General features: G+C 71.6%; 19 protein-coding genes. 8 read left to right on the forward strand and 11 right to left on the reverse strand.

What is annotated here, in order from left to right:
• The first annotated feature begins 10 nt into the window (after window positions 1-10).
• Complete coding sequence (locus tag ASF96_RS13635; protein WP_156458871.1) at window positions 11-1,618, forward strand: PucR family transcriptional regulator; 1,608 nt, start codon at window positions 11-13, stop codon at window positions 1,616-1,618.
• Between the two features lie 53 nt (window positions 1,619-1,671).
• On the opposite strand, the gene ASF96_RS13640 is transcribed toward ASF96_RS13635, so the two are convergent.
• The 4 genes from ASF96_RS13640 to ASF96_RS13655 all read right to left on the reverse strand — a co-directional run bounded on the left by ASF96_RS13640 (window position 1,672) and on the right by ASF96_RS13655 (window position 4,071).
• Window positions 1,672-2,526, reverse strand: coding sequence for an SURF1 family cytochrome oxidase biogenesis protein (locus ASF96_RS13640; protein ID WP_055940413.1), 855 nt, complete (start codon window positions 2,524-2,526; stop codon window positions 1,672-1,674).
• A gap of 132 nt (window positions 2,527-2,658) precedes the next feature.
• A complete protein-coding gene (locus ASF96_RS13645) occupies window positions 2,659-2,865 on the reverse strand; it encodes a hypothetical protein (RefSeq protein ID WP_055940098.1) in 207 nt (68 codons plus the stop codon).
• Complete coding sequence (locus tag ASF96_RS13650; protein WP_082509693.1) at window positions 2,862-3,236, reverse strand: DUF3099 domain-containing protein; 375 nt, start codon at window positions 3,234-3,236, stop codon at window positions 2,862-2,864. Before ASF96_RS13650 ends, ASF96_RS13645 begins: the two co-directional genes overlap by 4 nt.
• A 118-nt stretch (window positions 3,237-3,354) precedes the next feature.
• Window positions 3,355-4,071 carry a DUF4190 domain-containing protein gene (locus tag ASF96_RS13655; protein WP_055940100.1) on the reverse strand — a complete coding sequence of 239 codons (717 nt, stop codon included), beginning with the start codon at window positions 4,069-4,071 and terminating at the stop codon, window positions 3,355-3,357.
• A 281-nt stretch (window positions 4,072-4,352) separates the two neighbouring features.
• On the opposite strand from ASF96_RS13655, the gene fabG reads away from it, so the two are divergent.
• Window positions 4,353-5,063 (forward strand): 3-oxoacyl-ACP reductase FabG, encoded by a 711-nt coding sequence (gene fabG, locus ASF96_RS13660; protein ID WP_055837650.1) that lies wholly within the window; start codon window positions 4,353-4,355, stop codon window positions 5,061-5,063.
• Window positions 5,064-5,124: 61 nt separating this feature from the next.
• On the opposite strand, the gene ASF96_RS13665 is transcribed toward fabG, so the two are convergent.
• The gene (locus ASF96_RS13665; protein ID WP_055940102.1) at window positions 5,125-5,817 is read right to left on the reverse strand and encodes an alpha/beta fold hydrolase; all 693 of its coding nucleotides are present in this window, start codon (window positions 5,815-5,817) and stop codon (window positions 5,125-5,127) included.
• Between the two features lie 149 nt (window positions 5,818-5,966).
• Window positions 5,967-6,608 carry a phosphoserine phosphatase SerB gene (gene serB, locus ASF96_RS13670; RefSeq protein ID WP_055940104.1) on the reverse strand — a complete coding sequence of 214 codons (642 nt, stop codon included), beginning with the start codon at window positions 6,606-6,608 and terminating at the stop codon, window positions 5,967-5,969.
• Window positions 6,609-6,729: 121 nt separating this feature from the next.
• Here serB and ASF96_RS13675 point away from each other — a divergent pair, with 121 nt between their 5' ends.
• Entirely contained in the window at window positions 6,730-7,203 is a 474-nt protein-coding gene (locus ASF96_RS13675; RefSeq protein ID WP_055940106.1) for an S-ribosylhomocysteine lyase, read from the forward strand.
• A 94-nt stretch (window positions 7,204-7,297) separates the two neighbouring features.
• Here ASF96_RS13675 and glgC read toward each other — a convergent pair whose 3' ends face one another.
• A complete protein-coding gene (gene glgC / locus ASF96_RS13680; RefSeq protein ID WP_055837638.1) occupies window positions 7,298-8,542 on the reverse strand; it encodes a glucose-1-phosphate adenylyltransferase in 1,245 nt (414 codons plus the stop codon).
• A 76-nt stretch (window positions 8,543-8,618) separates the two neighbouring features.
• On the opposite strand from glgC, the gene glgA reads away from it, so the two are divergent.
• The 3 genes from glgA (at window position 8,619) to ASF96_RS13695 (ending at window position 11,078) form a co-directional block, all read left to right on the forward strand.
• Window positions 8,619-9,809 (forward strand): glycogen synthase, encoded by a 1,191-nt coding sequence (gene glgA / locus ASF96_RS13685; protein ID WP_055940107.1) that lies wholly within the window; start codon window positions 8,619-8,621, stop codon window positions 9,807-9,809.
• Between the two features lie 122 nt (window positions 9,810-9,931).
• Complete coding sequence (locus ASF96_RS13690; RefSeq protein ID WP_055940109.1) at window positions 9,932-10,714, forward strand: ABC transporter ATP-binding protein; 783 nt, start codon at window positions 9,932-9,934, stop codon at window positions 10,712-10,714.
• Between the two features lie 112 nt (window positions 10,715-10,826).
• Window positions 10,827-11,078, forward strand: coding sequence for a type B 50S ribosomal protein L31 (locus ASF96_RS13695; protein ID WP_055837630.1), 252 nt, complete (start codon window positions 10,827-10,829; stop codon window positions 11,076-11,078).
• A gap of 175 nt (window positions 11,079-11,253) precedes the next feature.
• On the opposite strand, the gene ASF96_RS13700 is transcribed toward ASF96_RS13695, so the two are convergent.
• From ASF96_RS13700 to ASF96_RS13710, 3 genes are all read right to left on the reverse strand, one after another.
• Window positions 11,254-12,060: a carbon-nitrogen hydrolase family protein gene (locus ASF96_RS13700; protein ID WP_055940110.1), complete on the reverse strand. Its 807-nt coding sequence runs from the start codon at window positions 12,058-12,060 to the stop codon at window positions 11,254-11,256.
• 281 nt (window positions 12,061-12,341) lie between these two features.
• Window positions 12,342-13,895, reverse strand: a complete 1,554-nt coding sequence (locus tag ASF96_RS13705) for an HNH endonuclease signature motif containing protein (protein ID WP_082509697.1) — start codon at window positions 13,893-13,895, stop codon at window positions 12,342-12,344.
• A 342-nt stretch (window positions 13,896-14,237) separates the two neighbouring features.
• Window positions 14,238-14,972 (reverse strand): exonuclease domain-containing protein, encoded by a 735-nt coding sequence (locus ASF96_RS13710; protein WP_055940114.1) that lies wholly within the window; start codon window positions 14,970-14,972, stop codon window positions 14,238-14,240.
• Window positions 14,973-15,113: 141 nt separating this feature from the next.
• Between ASF96_RS13710 and ASF96_RS13715 the strand changes: the two genes are divergently transcribed.
• The gene (locus ASF96_RS13715; RefSeq protein ID WP_055940116.1) at window positions 15,114-15,986 is read left to right on the forward strand and encodes an alpha/beta fold hydrolase; all 873 of its coding nucleotides are present in this window, start codon (window positions 15,114-15,116) and stop codon (window positions 15,984-15,986) included.
• Window positions 15,987-16,098: 112 nt separating this feature from the next.
• On the opposite strand, the gene ASF96_RS13720 is transcribed toward ASF96_RS13715, so the two are convergent.
• Window positions 16,099-16,659 carry a CGNR zinc finger domain-containing protein gene (locus ASF96_RS13720; protein WP_082509699.1) on the reverse strand — a complete coding sequence of 187 codons (561 nt, stop codon included), beginning with the start codon at window positions 16,657-16,659 and terminating at the stop codon, window positions 16,099-16,101.
• 72 nt (window positions 16,660-16,731) lie between these two features.
• Here ASF96_RS13720 and ASF96_RS13725 point away from each other — a divergent pair, with 72 nt between their 5' ends.
• A complete protein-coding gene (locus ASF96_RS13725; protein ID WP_055940118.1) occupies window positions 16,732-17,724 on the forward strand; it encodes an EamA family transporter in 993 nt (330 codons plus the stop codon).
• The last annotated feature ends 26 nt before the right edge of the window (window positions 17,725-17,750 follow it).

Below are 17,750 nucleotides of genomic sequence, written 5' to 3' on the forward strand. Positions count from 1 at the left end.
AGATCACGGCATGCCGTTAGCCGATCGACTCATTCCCGACGGCGAGGAGTCATCGACCCTCGACACCCTTCTCGCTCGCGTGGGACCAGCGATGCTGCACCCCCTCGGCGAGGGGCACGGCAGCGGGGCGGGCGGTGCGGCGGTCGTCGCGCGAATCGTGCTGCACGATCCGAGCGACCCGCTTCCCGACGTCGCCCAAGCGCTGCTCCTGGTGCCCGCCGCGCGGGTGGACGACGATCTCGAGGCGTTGCTCGCCCACGCCGCGGAGCGGGGCTGCCCGGGCGTGGCGGTCAAGGTGCGTGGGCTCGACGTGGAGGCCGCCGTCGAGAGGGCCGCTCGCCACGGGGTGGTCCTTCTCGCCGTCGATGACGCCGCCGCCTGGCAGCATGTGGTGTCGGTGCTCGAATCCGCGTTGGGATCCAGCGCCGTCGACGGCACGCGGTCGGCGCCGGACACCTTGTTCGCGCTCGCCAACGCGGCGGCCGCCGGCATCGGCGGTGCCGTCGCGATCGAGGATCTCGATCGCAGCGTGGTCGCCTACTCCGTGATCGAGGGGCACCTCCTCGACCGGCTCCGCGAGGAGGGCATCCTGGGTCGCCGGGTGCCGGATGTCGCCCACAACATCGAGCGGTACCGCGCCCTGTTCGCCGCTGCGGGCGTGGTGCACTTCCCCGAGGTCGACGACGCGTTGGCTCGCACAGCCCTGGCCGTCACGGCAGGGACGCGCGCGCTCGGGTCGATCTGGGTGATCGATCCCCCCGGTGGGGTGAGCGAGGCGGGTGAGCGCACCCTCCGCGAGGCGGCGAGCCTGGCGGCGCTGCACATGCTGCGGCGTCGCACCAACGACGAGGTGAGGCTCCATCTGCGTGCCGATGTCGTGGGCGGCGCTCTGGAGGGCCGGTGGAGCGATCGCGAGACGCAGCGCCGCCTGGCACTCTCGCCCGGGGCTCGCCCGGGGTTGGTGGGCTTCGCCGCCTCGCGCGTCGGCGCCGAGTGGCTGACGATCCTGCCGTATCTCTCGCACGCACTCTCACGCTTCGTGGCCACGTTCCGCCCCGACGCAGGCCTCGTGGACACTCCGTCGGCGGTGTACGTGCTCGTGCCCGACGGCGGGGAGAAGGCCGCCCTGCGCCTCGCTCAGCAGGGCGTCGCGGCCTTGGCTCGCAGCTTCCGCGATCAGGTGCGCGCGGGGGTCGCCGGGGCGATCGACGGTGTCGCCGACCTGGTCGCCGCTCGCCGTGAGATCGACGAGATCCTGAGAGAACTGTCGTCCGACCCGGAGCTCCCGCGCGTGGGGCGCCTCGACGACGTCCGGGAGCGGGTGCTCCTGCAGCGCGTGCGCGACGAATTCGCCGCGGATGCGCGGCTGCTGTCTCCCGGCATCCTCGCTCTGCTCGACAACGACGAACAGCAGGGCACCGACTACCGGCGCACGCTGCTGGTGTGGTTCGAGGAGCACGGTGACGTGCGCGCCGCGGCCGCGCGACTGGGGGTGCATCCCAACACGCTCCGGTACCGCGTGCGCCGCGCCGCGGAGCAGTTCGCCCTCCCCCTCGAGGATCCGGCCTCGCGGCTGGCCCTCTGGCTACAGCTTCGGACGTTCGAGCTGCAGAAGTAGACCGCGCCTCTGCACCGCACGTGCCGGCGCGCGGCACGATCGAGGTCGCTGCCTCACCGCGCGTCGAGCAGGGCGTCCTCGTCGTCGGCATCGCGGTCGCGGGGGAGCTTGCGCGAGCGGTGCAGGGCGACCGGGTCGACGCGGCGGCGGCCCTCGCCGGCGCGCACGGGCGCGGCGGCGGGAACGACGTCGTCATCGTCGTCTTCGGCATCCTCTCGGCGCAGGCGCCGTTCGCTCACGATCACGTAGGTGATGAACCCGAAGCCCATGAGGGCGAAGAGGATCCACTGGATCGCGTACGACAGGTAGGGGCCGGGATCGTTGCTCGGGGGGTCGACCGTCAGCGGCGCGGTGGCCGGGGCGGGGGTCTCGGACATCAGCAGTCCGTACGCGCCGGGCTCGAGGGGGCCTGTCTGCTCGGCGACCAGGCCGAGGTTGATGGTGGGAACCTGGCCGGCTTCCGCGGTGCGGCCCGACGTGGGGGCGGCCTCGCCGGGGCGGAGGCGGACCTCGACGGTCACCTCACCGGACGGCGGGTCGGGGATGTCGTCGGGGAGCGACTGGCTGTTGCCGGGCGGGAGCCATCCGCGGTCGACGAGCAGCGTGCGTCCGTCGTCGAGGCGGAAGGGCACGAGCTGCTCGTAGGCGGCGGAGCCGCCGTGGGCGCGGTTGCGCACGAGGAGCTCTTCGTCGGCGAGGTACCGCCCCTCGAGGCGTACGGGCCGCCACTCGTCGGAGGGGGTGAGTTCCGCGCCGGGCGCGAGCAGATCGCCCAGGGCGACCGGGGCGGCGTCGTAGTTGTTCGCCACGAGCTCGAGCTGTTCGCTGCGCTCGGCGTTGCGCGAGAACTGCCAGTTCGACAGGAAGGCGCATGCGATCGCGAACAGGATCGCCACGCCGACGTACATGGCCCAGCGCGCGGCTGCGGGGGTCTCGCGGGCGCTCACGCCGCACCGTCCCTCTGCCGCGTCTCGCGCGCGCTCACCTGCAAGCTTTCGGCCACGCCTTCCAGCGTACGTCGATCGGCGGCGTGCGCGAGTTCATCGCGCGTCTTGAGCGAGGGCGGCGACGTCGACGGGAAAGTCCCGGGCGTGGAGGAACTCGCGGAGGTAGCCCACGTGGGCGTCGCAGGCGACCCAGGTCTTCCTGCGGTCGGCGGCATGGATGCGGGGATTGCGCCAGCCGATGACCCAGACGGCGGTGTCACGGCATCCGGCCCGCGAGCACTCGGCGGCGGCCTCGGTCACGACCGGTCGTCGCGCGGCGGGGCGAGACGCGGGCTCTCGGCGATGCGGATGACGAGCGGCTCGTCGGCGGCGGGAGCCGGCGTCGGCGCAGCCGCCCGCGGTGCGTCGATGGCGCGTTCGGGGTTGATCGCGGTGGTCGGTGCGGCATCCTGGCCGACGTTCGCCACGATGACGGCGAGGTAGGGCAGGAAGATCGCCCCCGCGGCGAACACGAAGGTGTACCAACCGTAGGGAGTGATGACGGCCATCGCGATGAAGCACGCGATGCGGATCCCCATCATCACCATGTACTTGGTGAAACGGGAGTCGGCGTCGTCCCGGGGTGCCTTCGGGAGCGACGTCGCGGATTGCGCACGGGACGGTGTCTTCACAGTGAGACCACAGTACGCCCGTCGCGACGGCACGGGGTGAGGGGATGCCACGTCTGTTCGACGTCGTGACAAGCGCGTCGCCGCCCTCCCCGTGCCGTCGGCGCGAGGCGCTGCGGTCTCAGGAGTACCGCGACCCGGGTGCGCTCGCGAGCGCTCCGATGAAGATCGCGAACGCGATGATGGCCAGCACGCCGAGGGCGAGCGTGGCGTAACCGATGATCACGCCGGCCAGGGCGAGGCCGCGGCCCTTCTCTCCCCGGGACTTGATCTGCGAGAGCGAGATGTGCCCCATCACCACCCCGGCGATCTGGCCGATGACCGGCAGCACGAACACCCCGGCCAACGACGCGATGAACGAGACGATCGCGAGGGTGTTGGTGCGCGCTGCGGCGTAGCCGTAGCCGTAGGCGGGCGCACCGTAGGCCGCGGTCGCCTGGTCGTACGCGGGTGCACCGGAGGGGGAGTCGTACGCCGGGGCTCCGTACGCGGGGGCGCCGTAGGCCGGTGCGCCGGAGGTGGATGCCGCGTCGCCCGCCACGTCGTAGGGCGGGGTGGCGGGAGCACCGTACGCCGGGGCGGCGGGGGCGGACCCGTACGGCGCCTCGGGAGCGGCACCGGGGGCCGGAGCCGGGGCTGCCGGGGCCTCGGGAGCCGTACCGGATGCCGACGGGGCACCGTCGCTCGAGACGGCGTCGCCGCCGTCGAACGGGCTCGCGCCGGGCGAGGGGTCGCCCGTCGGGGGAGCGTACGGCGACACCGGCACGCCGGAGGCGTCGGCGCTGGCGTCGGACGAACCGGCGGGCTGGTTCGGGTCGGTCGTGCGGTCGTCGCTCACGGGGTCCCTTTCATCGTGCGTCGCTCCAGAGTTCCAGCGCCGCTCGGGCCGTGTCAAACCTCCGGGGCTCGCGGGAGGCGGGCGGCGGTGCGGTGGGGGCGCGCGGACGGGTGGCATCGGGTTCCCCCGCGCCCGTCGTCGTGGGTGCCGTGCTCCGAGCCGGTGCCCGTGCTCCGCGGCCGCGCTTCGAGCCCGAGCCCCGAGCCCGCGCTCCACGGCTCGGACGTCAGCCTCGGTAGGCTGAGTCGGTTCCGTCCCTCGCAAGCGCAGGAGTCTCACCCATGTCTCAGGACCGCGTCGTCGTCGTCACCGGTGGAAACCGGGGCATCGGTCGTGCCATCGCCGAGCGGTTCGTCGCGGAGGGGTGGCGCGTCGCCGTCACCGCCCGCTCGGGCGAGGGCCCCGAGGGCACTCTCACGGTGCGCGCCGACGTCACCGACGCCGCCGCCGTGGACGCCGCCTTCTCGCGGGTGGAGGCCGAGCTCGGACCGATCGCCGTGGTCGTGGCCAACGCCGGCGTCACCAAGGACACTCTGCTGCTGCGCATGACCGAAGACGACTTCGACAGCGTCGTCAACACGAACCTCGGGGGAGCGTTCCGCGTGGTCAAGCGTGCCTCGAAGGGCATGCTGAAGGCACGGTGGGGCCGCGTCATCCTCATCTCCAGCGTCGTCGGACTGTACGGTTCGGCCGGTCAGATCAACTACGCGGCGTCGAAGAGCGCCCTCGTCGGTTTCGCCCGCTCACTCACGCGCGAGCTCGGGGGGCGCGGGATCACCGCGAACGTCGTCGCTCCGGGCTTCATCGAGACAGACATGACGGCCGAGCTTCCGGCCGACACGCAGGCCGACTACAAGAAGAGCATCCCCGCGGGGCGCTTCGCCTCTCCCGACGAGGTCGCCGGTGTCGTCACCTGGCTCGCCGGCGATGACGCCGCCTACATCTCGGGCGCCGTGATCCCGGTCGACGGCGGCCTCGGCATGGGGCACTGACGAGACAGGACCCCCGTCGCGCGACGATCGACCCCGTCCCGAGTTGGTATCGGCCGGCCCCTCAGCGGATCGCCGCGTCGATCGCGCTCGCCAGCGCATGCGGCTGAGCGAACTGCGGCCAGTGACCGCCGGGCAACTCGACGATCTCGAGGTCGTCGATCGCGTTCATCTCGGCTGCCCACGGAGGTGACCCGGCGAGCGTCGCGCGCAGGTCATCGGCCGACAGGGTGCACGTCACGACGGTGACCGGGATGCCGTGACGGCGATCGTCGTGGAGCGAGATCGGGTCGGTGGGGATACGTGCCGGAACGGAAAGCATCTCGTCGTCGGCTCGCCGGCGCGCGTCGACGTCGAGGTCGGCGACCTCGACCTCGTCGAACGAGGCCCAGCCGGGGAAGGGCACGACGCCGTCGACGACTGCGAACTCCCAGATCCCCGCGCCGTCGGTGGGAGCGAACGTGTCGACGAGGATGACGCGTGCGACGCGCTCGGGGCGTGCGTCGGCCGCACCCCAGACGACGTTGCCTCCTCCGGAGTGCCCGACGAGGACGACCGGCTCGTCGCCCTGATCGATCACGCGGGTGACGTCGGCGATCCAGTCGGCGATACCGAGGTGCGCGGAACCGCTCGCGCCGATGCCCACGCCCGGCAGGGTGAGAGCTCGCGGACGGTGACCGGAGCGGGTGAGGTGGTCGGCGACCGTGTCCCAGGACGACGCGGTGAGCCAGAGCCCGGGAACGAGGACGATCTCCATGCCTCGAGGGTAGGACGGCCCACCGACATCGGCCAGGGGCGACCGGACGCGGGGCGCGGTGAGCCGGAGCCCGGTGCCGTCGAGGGGCTCGCTCACCTCGTCGATCGCCCGCAGGCGGGATCACGCGGGCGGGTGTGAGCCCCGTTGCGTCAGCGCGGCAGCAGCGCGATGACCTGGGCCAGGTCGACGTCGCCGATCACGAGGTCGGCGCGCTCGCGCACGGCGGGCTTGGCGTTGAACGCCAGACCCAGGCCCGCGGTCGCCATCATCTCGAGGTCGTTCGCGCCGTCGCCGATCGCGAAGGTGAGCGAGAGGGGCACGTCGTGTTCCGCCGCCCAGGCGCGCAGCGTCTCGGCCTTCGCCGTGGCATCCACGATCGCGCCGTCGACCTCGCCGGTGAGCGCGCCGTCGGCGGTGACGAGCCGGTTGGCGCGCCAGACGTCGACTCCCAGGTCGGGGGCGACGGTGTCGAGCACCTCGTGGAACCCGCCCGACACGACGCCGACGACCCCACCGCGCTCGTGCACGGCGGCGATGAGTTCGCGCACGCCGGGCGTGGGTTCGATGCGGGCGATCGCCCGGGCGAAGGCCTCGGTCGGCACGCCCGTGAGGGCGGTGACCCGCGAGCGCAGGCTCGTGGCGAAGTCGACCTCGCCGCGCATCGCGGCCTCGGTCGCCGCGGCCACCTCGGCGCCTCGGCCGGCTTCGTCGGCGAGGAGTTCGATGACCTCGTTGCGGATCAGGGTGGAGTCGGCATCGAGCACGACGAGGAATCGGGCGGGCGCAGGCACGCGCTCGACCCTAGCGGGTCGGACCGCGGGTCCCGCGTCGCGCGGCGTCACGCGCGGTGCCGTCACCGGCATCGCCGCGTAGGCTTTCGCGGTACCCCGAACCCCTCAGAAGGGACCCTCCATGGCCGATGTCGAGAGCTTCACCCTGGATCACACCGCCGTGCTGGCGCCCTACGTGCGCCTGATCGGCACCGAGTCGGGCCCGCGCGGCGACGTCATCTCCAACTTCGACCTGCGCCTCGTGCAGCCGAACGAGCAGGAGATCCCCACGGCGGGGCTCCACACGATCGAGCACCTGCTCGCGAGCCTCGTGCGCGACCGCATCGAGGGTCTCATCGACATCTCGCCGTTCGGATGCCGCACCGGCTTCCACGTCATCATGTGGGGCGAGCCGGCGGTCGCCGACCTCGTCGAGGCCATCACGGGCTCGCTGCGCGCGATCGCCGAAGACGTGCAGTGGGATGACGTGCCCGGCACCGACGCGTTCAGCTGTGGCAACTACCGCGACCACAGTCTGCACAGCGCCCGCGAGTGGTCAAGGGTCGTGCTCGACAAGGGCATCAGCCGCGACGCGTTCGCGCGCGTGGGCGTCTGAGCGTCGCCCCATAGGAACGCGGAAGGGGCGGTGACCATCGCGGTCACCGCCCCTTCCGGCATCCAGGATCCCGGCATCCGGGTCTGGATCACGCTCACGCGTGGACGTGCACGTCCTTGCCGACGACGGTGATGCCCGTCTCGGTGACGGTGAAGCCGCGGGCCAGGTCGCGTTCGCGGTCGACGCCGATGGTGGCGCCGGGTTCGAGCACGACGTTCTTGTCGAGGATCGCGCGGTGGATGCGGGCTCCCGCGCCGACCTGCACGCTGTCGAAGAGCACCGAGTCGGTGATGGTCGAGCCGCCACCCGCGAGGGCCCAGGGGCCGACGACGCTGCGCTCGAGGTGGGTGCCCGAGAGCACCGAACCGAGCGAGACGATCGAGTCGATCGCGTTGCCGATGCGTCCGACCGAGTCGCGCACGAACTTCGCCGGCGGGGCGTTGAACGTCTGCGAGTAGATCGGCCAGTCGGTGTTGTACAGGTTGAAGATCGGCAGGGTCGAGATCAGGTCCATGTGGGCGTCGTAGAACGACTCGATCGTGCCCACGTCGCGCCAGTACGAGCGGTCGCGCGGCGTGGAGCCCGGAACGTCGTTGCGCTGGAAGTCGTAGACGGCCGCTTCGCCGCGGTCGACGAACCAGGGCACGATGTCGCCGCCCATGTCGTGCGCCGAGGTCGGCAGCTCACCGTCGTGCGTGACGGCTTCGACCAGCGCATCGGCGTCGAAGATGTAGTTGCCCATCGACGCGAGCACCTCGTGCGGGGCGTCGGCGAGACCCGTGGGGTTCTGCGGCTTCTCGAGGAACGCGCGGATCTTCGTGGGGTCGGTCGGGTCGGTGTCGATCACGCCGAACTGGTTCGCGAGCCCGATGGGCTGACGGATGCCGGCCACCGTGGCGCGCGCGTCGGAGGCGATGTGGGCGTCGAGCATCTGCTTGAAGTCCATGCGGTACACGTGGTCGGCACCGATGACCGCCACGATGTCGGGCTTCTCATCGCGGATGAGGTTCATCGACTGCAGGATCGCGTCGGCCGAACCCGAGAACCATCGCTTGCCGAGACGCTGCTGCGCCGGCACCGACGCCACGTAGGCGTTCAGCATCGGCGACATGCGCCAGGTTTGCGAGATGTGGCGGTCGAGGCTGTGCGATTTGTACTGCGTGAGCACGACCAGCTGACGCAACCCCGAGTTGATGAGGTTGGAGATGGCGAAGTCGATCAGGCGGTACTGGCCACCGAACGGCACGGCGGGTTTCGCGCGGTCGGCCGTGAGGGGCATGAGACGCTTTCCCTCGCCGCCGGCGAGGATGATTCCGAAGACCTTCGGCGCTGCAGGCATGGCACCACACTAGGGGTCGAAAACTCCCGCGACTACACGCGGCGCGTCGCTTGACGGGTGTACTACCGTTCGTGTCATGCGCGTCGACATCGTGACCAAGGAATACCCGCCGGAGATCTACGGCGGTGCGGGTGTCCACGCCACCGAACTGGTGCGCGCGCTGCGTGCCGAGGGCACCGAGGTGCAGGTCCGCGCGTTCGGTGCGGCGCGCGACGAGAACGACACGACGTCGTACGGCGTCCCGGCGGAGCTCTCCTCCGCGAACGGGGCGATCCAGACGCTCGGCACCGACCTCGAGATCGTCTCCGACATCGCCGGCGCCGACGTCGTGCACTCGCACACCTGGTACGCGAACTTCGCCGGACACCTCGCGTCGCTGCTGCACGGCATCCCGCACATCGTCACCGCGCACAGCCTCGAGCCGCTGCGCCCGTGGAAGGCCGAGCAGCTCGGCGGCGGCTACGCCGTGTCGAGCTACATCGAGAAGACCGCGTACGAGGGAGCCGCCGCGGTCGTCGCGGTGAGTTCGGGTATGCGCGACGACATCCTGCGCAGCTACCCCGCTCTCGACCCCGCCAAGGTGCGCGTGATCTACAACGGCATCGACACCGAGTCGTGGCATCCGGTGTCGGACGACGCGTTCCTGTCGTCGGTCGGCATCGACCCCGCGCGGCCCTCGGTCGTGTTCGTCGGACGCATCACCCGTCAGAAGGGGCTGCCCTACCTGCTGCGCGCTGCGGAGCAGCTGCCCCCCGAGGTGCAGCTGGTGCTGTGCGCGGGGGCGCCCGACACCCCGCAGATCATGGCCGAGGTGCAGGAGCTCGTGCGCGGACTGCAGGCCACGCGCGACGGCGTCGTCTGGATCGACCGACTTCTGCCGCGGGGCGAGCTGTGCGCGATCCTCACCTCGGCGACGACGTTCGTGTGCCCCTCGGTCTACGAGCCGCTGGGCATCGTGAACCTCGAGGCCATGGCGTGCGGTGCCGCGGTCGTCGGCACGGCCACCGGGGGGATCCCCGAGGTCGTCGTCGACGGCGTCACCGGCCGTCTCGTGCCCATCGAGCAGGTGCAGGACGGCACGGGCACGCCCGTCGACCCCGAGCGCTTCGTCGACGACCTGGCCCGCGTGCTCACCGAGGTGGTGACGGATGCCGAGACCGCCCGCGCCTACGGACAGGCCGGTCGCCAGCGCGCCATCGACGACTTCAGCTGGGCGGCGATCGCCGAGACCACGGCGGCGCTGTACGCGGAGGTGGCGGGGAAGTAGCGGATCGGCGCCGTCGGGTGCGCGCGGTACGCCGAGGTCGCGGGCCTCGCGGTGCCGTGGCGCCTCGCCGCGCGGGCCGCGTCGCACCCGGCCCGGCGGGTCGGGGCCAGTAGGCTAGCCCCATGCCGCAGGTGCTCGAATTCTCCGATGTCGTCGTCCGCCGCAACGGTCGGGACATCGTGTCCCACCTCGACTGGACGGTCTCGGATGACGAGCGCTGGGTCGTCCTCGGACCGAACGGCGCCGGCAAGACCACGGTGCTGCAGCTCGCCGACACGCTCCTGCATCCCACCTCGGGCTCCGTCACGATTCTCGGCGAGCAGCTCGGGCGCACCGACGTGTTCGAGTTGCGTCCGCGCATCGGTTTCGCCTCGTCGGCGATGGCCCGCCGCGTTCCGCCCGAGGAGAGCGTGCTCGACGTGGTGCTCACCGCCGCGTTCTCGGTCGTGGGGCGCTGGCGCGAGGACTACGACGACATCGACGAGCGACGCGCGCTGCGGGTGCTCGCCGAGTGGAAGCTCGACCACCTCGCCGACCGCACGTTCGGCACGCTCAGCGACGGCGAGCAGAAGCGCGTGCAGATCGCCCGCGCCGTCATGACCGACCCCGAACTGCTGCTGCTCGACGAGCCCACGGCCAGCCTCGACCTCGGCGCGCGCGAGGAACTGCTCGCGCTGCTGTCGGGATACGCGCAGGCGCCCACGACGCCCGCCATGGTGATGGTGACGCATCACGTCGAGGAAATCCCCGTCGGATTCACGCACGTGCTGCTGTTGCGCGACGGCGAGGTCGTGGCATCCGGACCCCTCGACGAGGCCCTCACCGCCGAGAACCTCTCGTCGACGTTCGGGCTCAACATCACGCTGACGCACGAAGCCGGCCGCTACGCGGCGCGCGCGGTCTGAGCGCGACCGGCGTTCGCGCGCGGGCCTGGTAGACTCTTCCGTTGGTGCCTACGGCGCCGCCGACTTTGACGTCCTGGCAGAATCCAGGGCACCACTTCTCAAAGGACCTCCCATGCAGACTGACATCCACCCCACGTACAAGGCCGTCGTCTTCCGCGACCTCGGTTCGGGCGACACCTTCCTGACCCGTTCGACGGTCTCGAGCGACAAGACGATCGAGCTCGACGGCGTGGAGTACCCCGTCATCGACGTGGAAATCTCGTCGGCCTCGCACCCCTTCTACACGGGTAAGCAGCGCATCATGGACTCGGCCGGTCGCGTCGAGAAGTTCAACCAGCGCTTCAAGAACTTCGGCGGTCGTTGATCCCCACGGATCCGTCGCGAAAGCCCCTCGTCCTTCGGGACGGGGGGCTTTTTTCGCGCTCGTCAACACGGCGCGGCGGGGGAGGCGTGCGGTGCGAGCGCGGAGTCGTTGGGCGCGAGCGAGGAGTGGTGCGGTGCGAGCTAGTTGTGTGGGGCGAGCTAGCCGTGGGTGCGAGCTAGCCGTGCAGCACGAGCGAGCCTGACCGTTCGTACGCACCCAGGTCGGCGCGCCGGTCGGTCCACATCCGCTGGTCGCCGCGGACGGCATCCACGAGGGCGGGATCGATGTCGGCGATGGCCAGTCCCTCGCGTTCGGTGACGTCGGCGATGCGGCGGCCGAGGGGGTCGAAGATCGCCGAGCCGCCGATGAAGTCGCTCGGGGCTCCGACGAGACCGCTGTAGACGACGTAGATGCCATTGTCGAGCGCGCGTGCGGCCAGGTGCAGGTCGCGACGGCGTTCGCCACCGGGGAAGTACGCTCCGCTGTTGAGGTAGACGGTGGCCCCTGCGGCGGCCGCGGCGGCCGCGTGCTCGGGGAAGTTCGCGTCGTAGCAGACCGACAGGGCGAGCTCGACGCCGCCGACCTCGAAGGAGTATCCATGTGTTCCCGGGGTGAAGATCGCCCTCTCGGGTGCGTGCAGGTGCTGCTTGGCGTACGCGGGGTGAGGGGCCCGACCGGGGGCGATCAGCAGGTCGGTGAGAGTGCGGTGCTCGCCGACCTGGAGCGCGGTGTTCACGACGGCGATGACGCCGGCCTCGTCGACGGCGCTCTGCAGCGGGTGCAGCCAGGCGAGGTCGTCGAGGTGCGGCAGGGCGCCCGCGAAGACGGTCTCGTCGTACCCGGTGAGGAACGCCTCGGGGAAGACGACGACGTCGGCTCCCTGGGCGGAGCCCTCGGCGACGAAGCGGGCGGCACGAGCGACGTTGCGCTCGAGCGCGCCGGGAAGGGCTTCAGCCTGGACGGTGGCGATGCGGCAGGTCACGGGGACAGTCTGGCAGGGAGGTACGGGGGACTCGCGGCCTCGCGGGCGACGCGGGGGTGGTGTGTGCGACTGGCGGCCGTGCGGGCGGGCGGGGGTGATCTGCGCGACTCGCGGCTACTCGGGTGGGACGGGGTGAGGTGTGCGACCGGCGGCCTCGCGGGCGGGGCGGGGGTGATGCGCGTGACTCACGGTTTCGCGGGAGGGCGGGGGTGGTGTGTGCGACTCGCAGCCTCGGGGGCGGGGTCGGCGGGGTCGGGGGTGATGCGCGATAGGCGCCGTTCCTAGAACGGCGGGGGATCGGTGCCGTAGGTGCCGCCGAGGGGAGACGTCCAGGCCGTGGGCACGCCGGTCGTATGCGCGATGTCCCATCGCGACTCGTGGCGCAGGCGATGGTGATGTCGGCACTTCGGGTCGAGGTTGTCGTCGTCGGTGGTTCCGCCGTCGGCCCAGGCGGTGAGGTGGTCGATGTCGCAGTCTCGGGCCGCTCGGCCGCAGCCGGGGAAGACGCAGGTGGGTGAGGTGACGCCGAGCCACCGCCGCAGCGCGGCGGGAACGCGATAGGTCTTGCGGTCGAGAACCAGTGGCGCCCCGGTGACGGGGTGGGTGAGGAGCCGGATCCACGATGTGGCGGTGCCGGCCAGCCGCCGGGCCGTGTCGAGGTCGATGGGGCCGTAGCCCTCCAAGGTCGCGGGCTCGCTGTCGGCACCGAGAAGGGTGAGAGCGGGAATGGTGACGACGACGGTCGCCGGGGGAGCCGCGCGGAAGGTGCGGGGTGCTGTCCCTGACGTCGGCGCGCCGGCCGGGCGCGCCGCCTCGGTGGCCGTCGTCGCACCCTCAGCGGGAGCGGGCGCCTCATCGCCCGTCGTCGTGACGAGGTCGGCGAACGCATCCGCTCGCAACTGCGCCAGCGTGCGGTCTTCGTCGTCGCGCGAGCGGAGGTGACGGGCCGCCTGATCGAGCGTGGACATCACGGCTCTCGCCCGATCGGCGGGCAGGAGCGCGTGCAGCGTGGCCATGCCGTCGAGCTCGGGCGTCATCCATACGGCACGGTCGTCTGCGGCGCGACGGTGCCGGGTGTCGAGGGACTCGGCGTGGACGCGCTCGCGCACCGCCCTCGCCGCGACGAAGAACTTCGCGGGTGGGAGGACGAGCGCCCGGGCGCACGCCTCATCGTCGAAGCGATGGAAGGCCGCCGTATCGCCCGCGGGGAGGGTCGACGCCAGGCGAGCCGCGTCGACGGCGTGCTTCTCGGATATGCGACCGTCGCCGAACGCCGCCCAGAGCTGCGGACAACCGCCGACAAGCGTGCGTGCGTGGGCGGCGCGCGTTCGCACGGTCTGCTCCGAGAGGTGCAGCCGCACCGCGATCTCGGCGACGGCGGCGCGTTCCGCGAGGTCGACGCGGTCGCGCCGCACGGCTCGGGGCGTCCGCCCACGGGCGTCGATCCAGGCGCGGTCGAGCGTGGGGTCGGGCCCGACCCAGGGCGCCGGGTCGAACGCCGCGTCGTCGAGGACCGTGAGAATCAGCCGGTACTCCTCGGCGGTCGCCCGCTGGCGCTCGCTCACGACGGTCTCGAGATGCCCCAGCCGCGCGTCGAGGTCGGAGGCCGCATCGACCGCGCCGTGACCCCGATCGTGCGGGCTCTGGAGCTCGAGGGGCGCGTCTTCATCGGTGGGTTCGGGCGCGGCATCCGTCCACCACTCGACGTCGCCGCACTCGCGCAACGCTGCCCACTCGGCATCCAGGTCGAGTTCGTCGTCGGTCGGCCACGGAACCCCGTCGCACGCCCGGAACACCGGCGTCGGCCGGTGAGCGGGACGTGCGGTTCGGGTCATGGGAGAACGGTATCGGGGACCTCCGACATTGGCCCGGGGACGGGCGCCGCGCGTGGGGACGGATGCCGGATGGCCCCGGAGTAGTCAGACTCGGCGTCAGCGGATCCGCCTGGCCGCGTCGCGAAGAGAGCCGCACACCAACGGGCCGGCCCGCCCCACCGAGCGACGCAGGCGCAGGTCATGGGATCGGCCATGCCCCGTCGCAAAGAGAGCCGCACACCAACGGACCGGCCCGGCCCCACCGAGCGGAGCAGCCGCAGATCAGCGGACCGGCTGTGCCGCGTCGCGAAGGAAGCCACACCTCAGGGATCGGCCACGCCCCGCCGCGAAGAGAACCTCACCTCAGCGGATCGGCCACGCCCCATCGAGCGGCGCAGCCGTGGCATCCAGCCGGCCGATCTTCACGAAGTATTCGCTGAGGCTCGCCGCTTGCGCGCGGGCCCAGGCGATCTGGCGGGTGTGCAGTTCGTCGAGGGTGGGTGGCATCCAGGGGCCGAACTTCTCGGCGAGGGCCAGGGCGAGACGGCCCGCGGCGACCGCGTCGGCGCAGGCCTCGTGGGCGGATTCGAGCGGTACGGCGTAGTGCTCGGCGACGACCGACAGCGTGCGCTTGCCGCGCCGGTACCGGTCGTACGTCTTGTCGACGACGAGCGGGTCGATCACGGGCGCGGGGGAGTGGATGGGCTCGACACCGTGGCGCAGGGCCTCGTACTTGAGCATCGAGAAATCGAACGGGGCGTTGTAGGCGACGACGGGGATGCCGGCGGCGAACAGCGCGCCGAGCGCTTCGACGACCTCGGCCACCACGCGCGGGGCGGGGTCTCCCTCGGCGCGCGCGTGCGCGGTGGTCACGCCGTGGATCGCGGCCGCACCCGCGGGGATCTCGATGCCGGGATCGGCCAGCCAATCGCGGGCGTCGACCACCTGCCCGTCGGCGTCGAGCACACCGACGTGCGCGGTGACGATGCGGTCGTTCACGACGTCGACACCGGTGGTCTCGAGGTCGAAGACGCCGACGACACGCGTCCACTCGGGAGTCTGGAAGAGCGGGAGCGGCTCGGCCTGCCACAGGGTCATGCGCCCACGGTAGAGCGGGGCTCCGACATGGCCGCCGAGGCGCGCAGGCCCGAAAGCGAAGAGGCCGGAGTCACGGGGTCCGGCGCCCGCGCCCGCTCCGCCCGGCACGGCGATGTCGGACCCTGCTCGTAGACTTCACGGATGCCGAACCCCTATGCCGCGCAGCTCGCCGAGATCCCCGTCGTGCGGCGCGAGGTCGCCCTGCTCGGTGGAACCACGGCCTACTGGGTCTACGGCGACGACACGGCCGAGACGACGATCGTGGCGGTGCACGGGTTCCGCGGCGAGCATCACGGGCTCGATCCGGTCGTGGCGCATCTGCCCGGCATCCGGGTCATCTCGCCCGATCTCCCCGGCTTCGGTGAGACCGCCCCTCTCGTCGGGTACGCGCACGACCTCGACACGTACGCCGAGTGGCTGCGGCAGTTCGTCGAATCCGTCGCTCCGGATGCCGTCGTGCTCGGCCACTCGTTCGGATCCATCGTCGCGTCGGCCGCGGTCGCCGGGGGGCTCTCCACCCCGAAACTGATCCTGGTGAACCCGATCGGCGCGCCCGCGCTCGAGGGGCCGCGGGGGGTCCTCACGCGTCTCGCCGTCTTCTACTACCTCGCCGGAGCGAAGCTGCCGCGCCCCGTGGGCGAGGGGCTGCTGCGCAACGGGATCATCGTGCGCGTGATGAGCAACGCCATGGCGAAGACGCGCGACCCCGCACTGCGTCGCTTCGTGCACGAGCAGCACGACGAGTACTTCTCGCGGTTCGCCGATCGCGACGTGCTGCACGAGGCGTTCGTGACGAGCGTGTCGCACGACGTGCGGGCCTTCGCGCCGCGCATCGCGCAGCCGACGCTGCTCATCGCCGCCGAGAAAGACGACATCACGCCGATCGAGGCCGAGCGGCACCTCGCGACGCTCTTTCCGAACGCCGAGCTGGTCGAGATCCCCGAGGTCGGGCACCTCATCCACTACGAGACGCCCCGGGCGGCGGCATCCGCGATTCGGGAGTTCCTCGCCTAGGCGCAGGGATGCTGGGGTTCTGCGGCCGCTTCGTCGACGGGGCCGCGCGGTGTGTCAGGCCGGCGGCGGCCGTGCGCTTCGGTGGGCGCCTCGTCGACGGGGCTGCGCGGTGTCAGGCCGGCGCGTCGGCCTTGCGCTTTCGGTACGCGTTGACGTTCATGCGGTTGCCGCAGTTGCCGGCGTCGCAATAGCGCTTCGAGCCGTTCTTCGAGAAATCGACGTACACGCCGTCGCAGTCGTCGGCGTCGCACACCCGCACGCGCCCGTACTCATCCGCGCGGATCACATCGACGAAGGCGAGCGCCGTCTCGACGAGGATGCGCGTGGCCAGCGGATCCGCCGGGTCGCTCGCGTGGATGTGCCAGTCGAGCCCGTCGTGCCGAACGAGCTGAGGAAGGGCGCGGCCGTCGGCGAGCATCGCGTTCACGAGGGGCACCGCTGCGTCGCGGTCGACGCTCCAGAGGGGCAGCAGACGTCCCCGGATGCCGCGGACGGCGGCGAGCTCGCCCGCGTCGCGGGTGCGGGATCCGGTGTACCCGTGCCGCTCGATGAAGGCCTCGAGGTCGGACACGTCGGTGAGCGTGTCGGCACCGCTGGTGTCGGTCTGCGGCAGGGTGTTGACGAGCTCCACGGCGGCGCGCAGCACGAGCTCCGTGTCACGAATGAAGATCACGTTGACTCCTGACATGTCGAGGTCGTACTGTCACGAGTGTAAACGTTCTTCACTCCTGACAGCAGGCATCGCATGACCACGTCGTCCGTCACCCTCCCGCGCCCCACGCATCGCGGATCCAGCGCCGTCACCGGCCTCGCGATCGCGGTCGCCTCGGCCCTCGCCTTCTCCTCCAGCGGTCCGTTCGTGAAGCCGCTGCTCGACGGCGGGTGGTCGCTGGGCGCGGTGCTGCTCGTGCGCATGGGCGTCGCCGCCCTGCTGCTCTCGCCGGCGCTCCTGCTCGCGATCCGACGGCAACGCGGGTTCCTGCGCCGTCACGGCCTGCTGATCGTCTCGTTCGGTCTCACCGCCGTCGCCGGGTGCCAGCTGTTCTACTTCGCCGCCATGCAGCGCATGCCCGTCGCCGTGGCACTGCTCATCCAGTACCTCGCCCCCGTGCTGATCGTCATCGCCGTCTGGGTGCGCACGCGCCGTGCGCCGTCGAGAGCGGTACTGATCGGCTCGGTCGTCGCGATGGCCGGTCTGGTGCTGGTGGTCGACATCAGCGGAGCCCGGTTCGACCTACTCGGCACGATCTTCGCACTGTGTGCGGCCGTCTGCGCGGCGGCGTACTTCGTCATCGCCGGACGCGCGGGCGACGACCTCCCCCCGCTCGCCCTCGCCGCGGGCGGCCTGCTCACCGGCACGCTGCTCATGGGCGTGCTCGTCGGCACTGGGGTGCTGCCGTTCGCCGCGCCGTCGATCACGGTGACGCTGGCGGGGCTGGAGCTCCCCGGCATCCTGCCCCTGCTGTGGGTCGGCGCGGTCGCCACCACCGTGGGGTACGCGCTCGGGGTGATCGCGGTGCCGCTCATCGGGTCGCGGCTGGCGTCGTTCGTCGGGCTCAGCGAGGTGCTCTTCGCCCTGGGCTTCGCGTGGCTGCTGCTCGGTGAGACGCCCGCCCCGATCCAGTTCGTCGGCGGAGCGTTGATCCTGGTCGGGGTCGTGCTCGTGCGATTGGATGCCGCGAGTCCGGCCGAGCGGAGCGCCGAGACGGCGAGTATCCCGGTGGTGCCGTCGCCGTAGGGCGGTGCGGCGGTGTGGGGCCGGCG

Source organism: Microbacterium sp. Leaf179, from assembly GCF_001423785.1.
Taxonomy (GTDB): domain Bacteria; phylum Actinomycetota; class Actinomycetes; order Actinomycetales; family Microbacteriaceae; genus Microbacterium.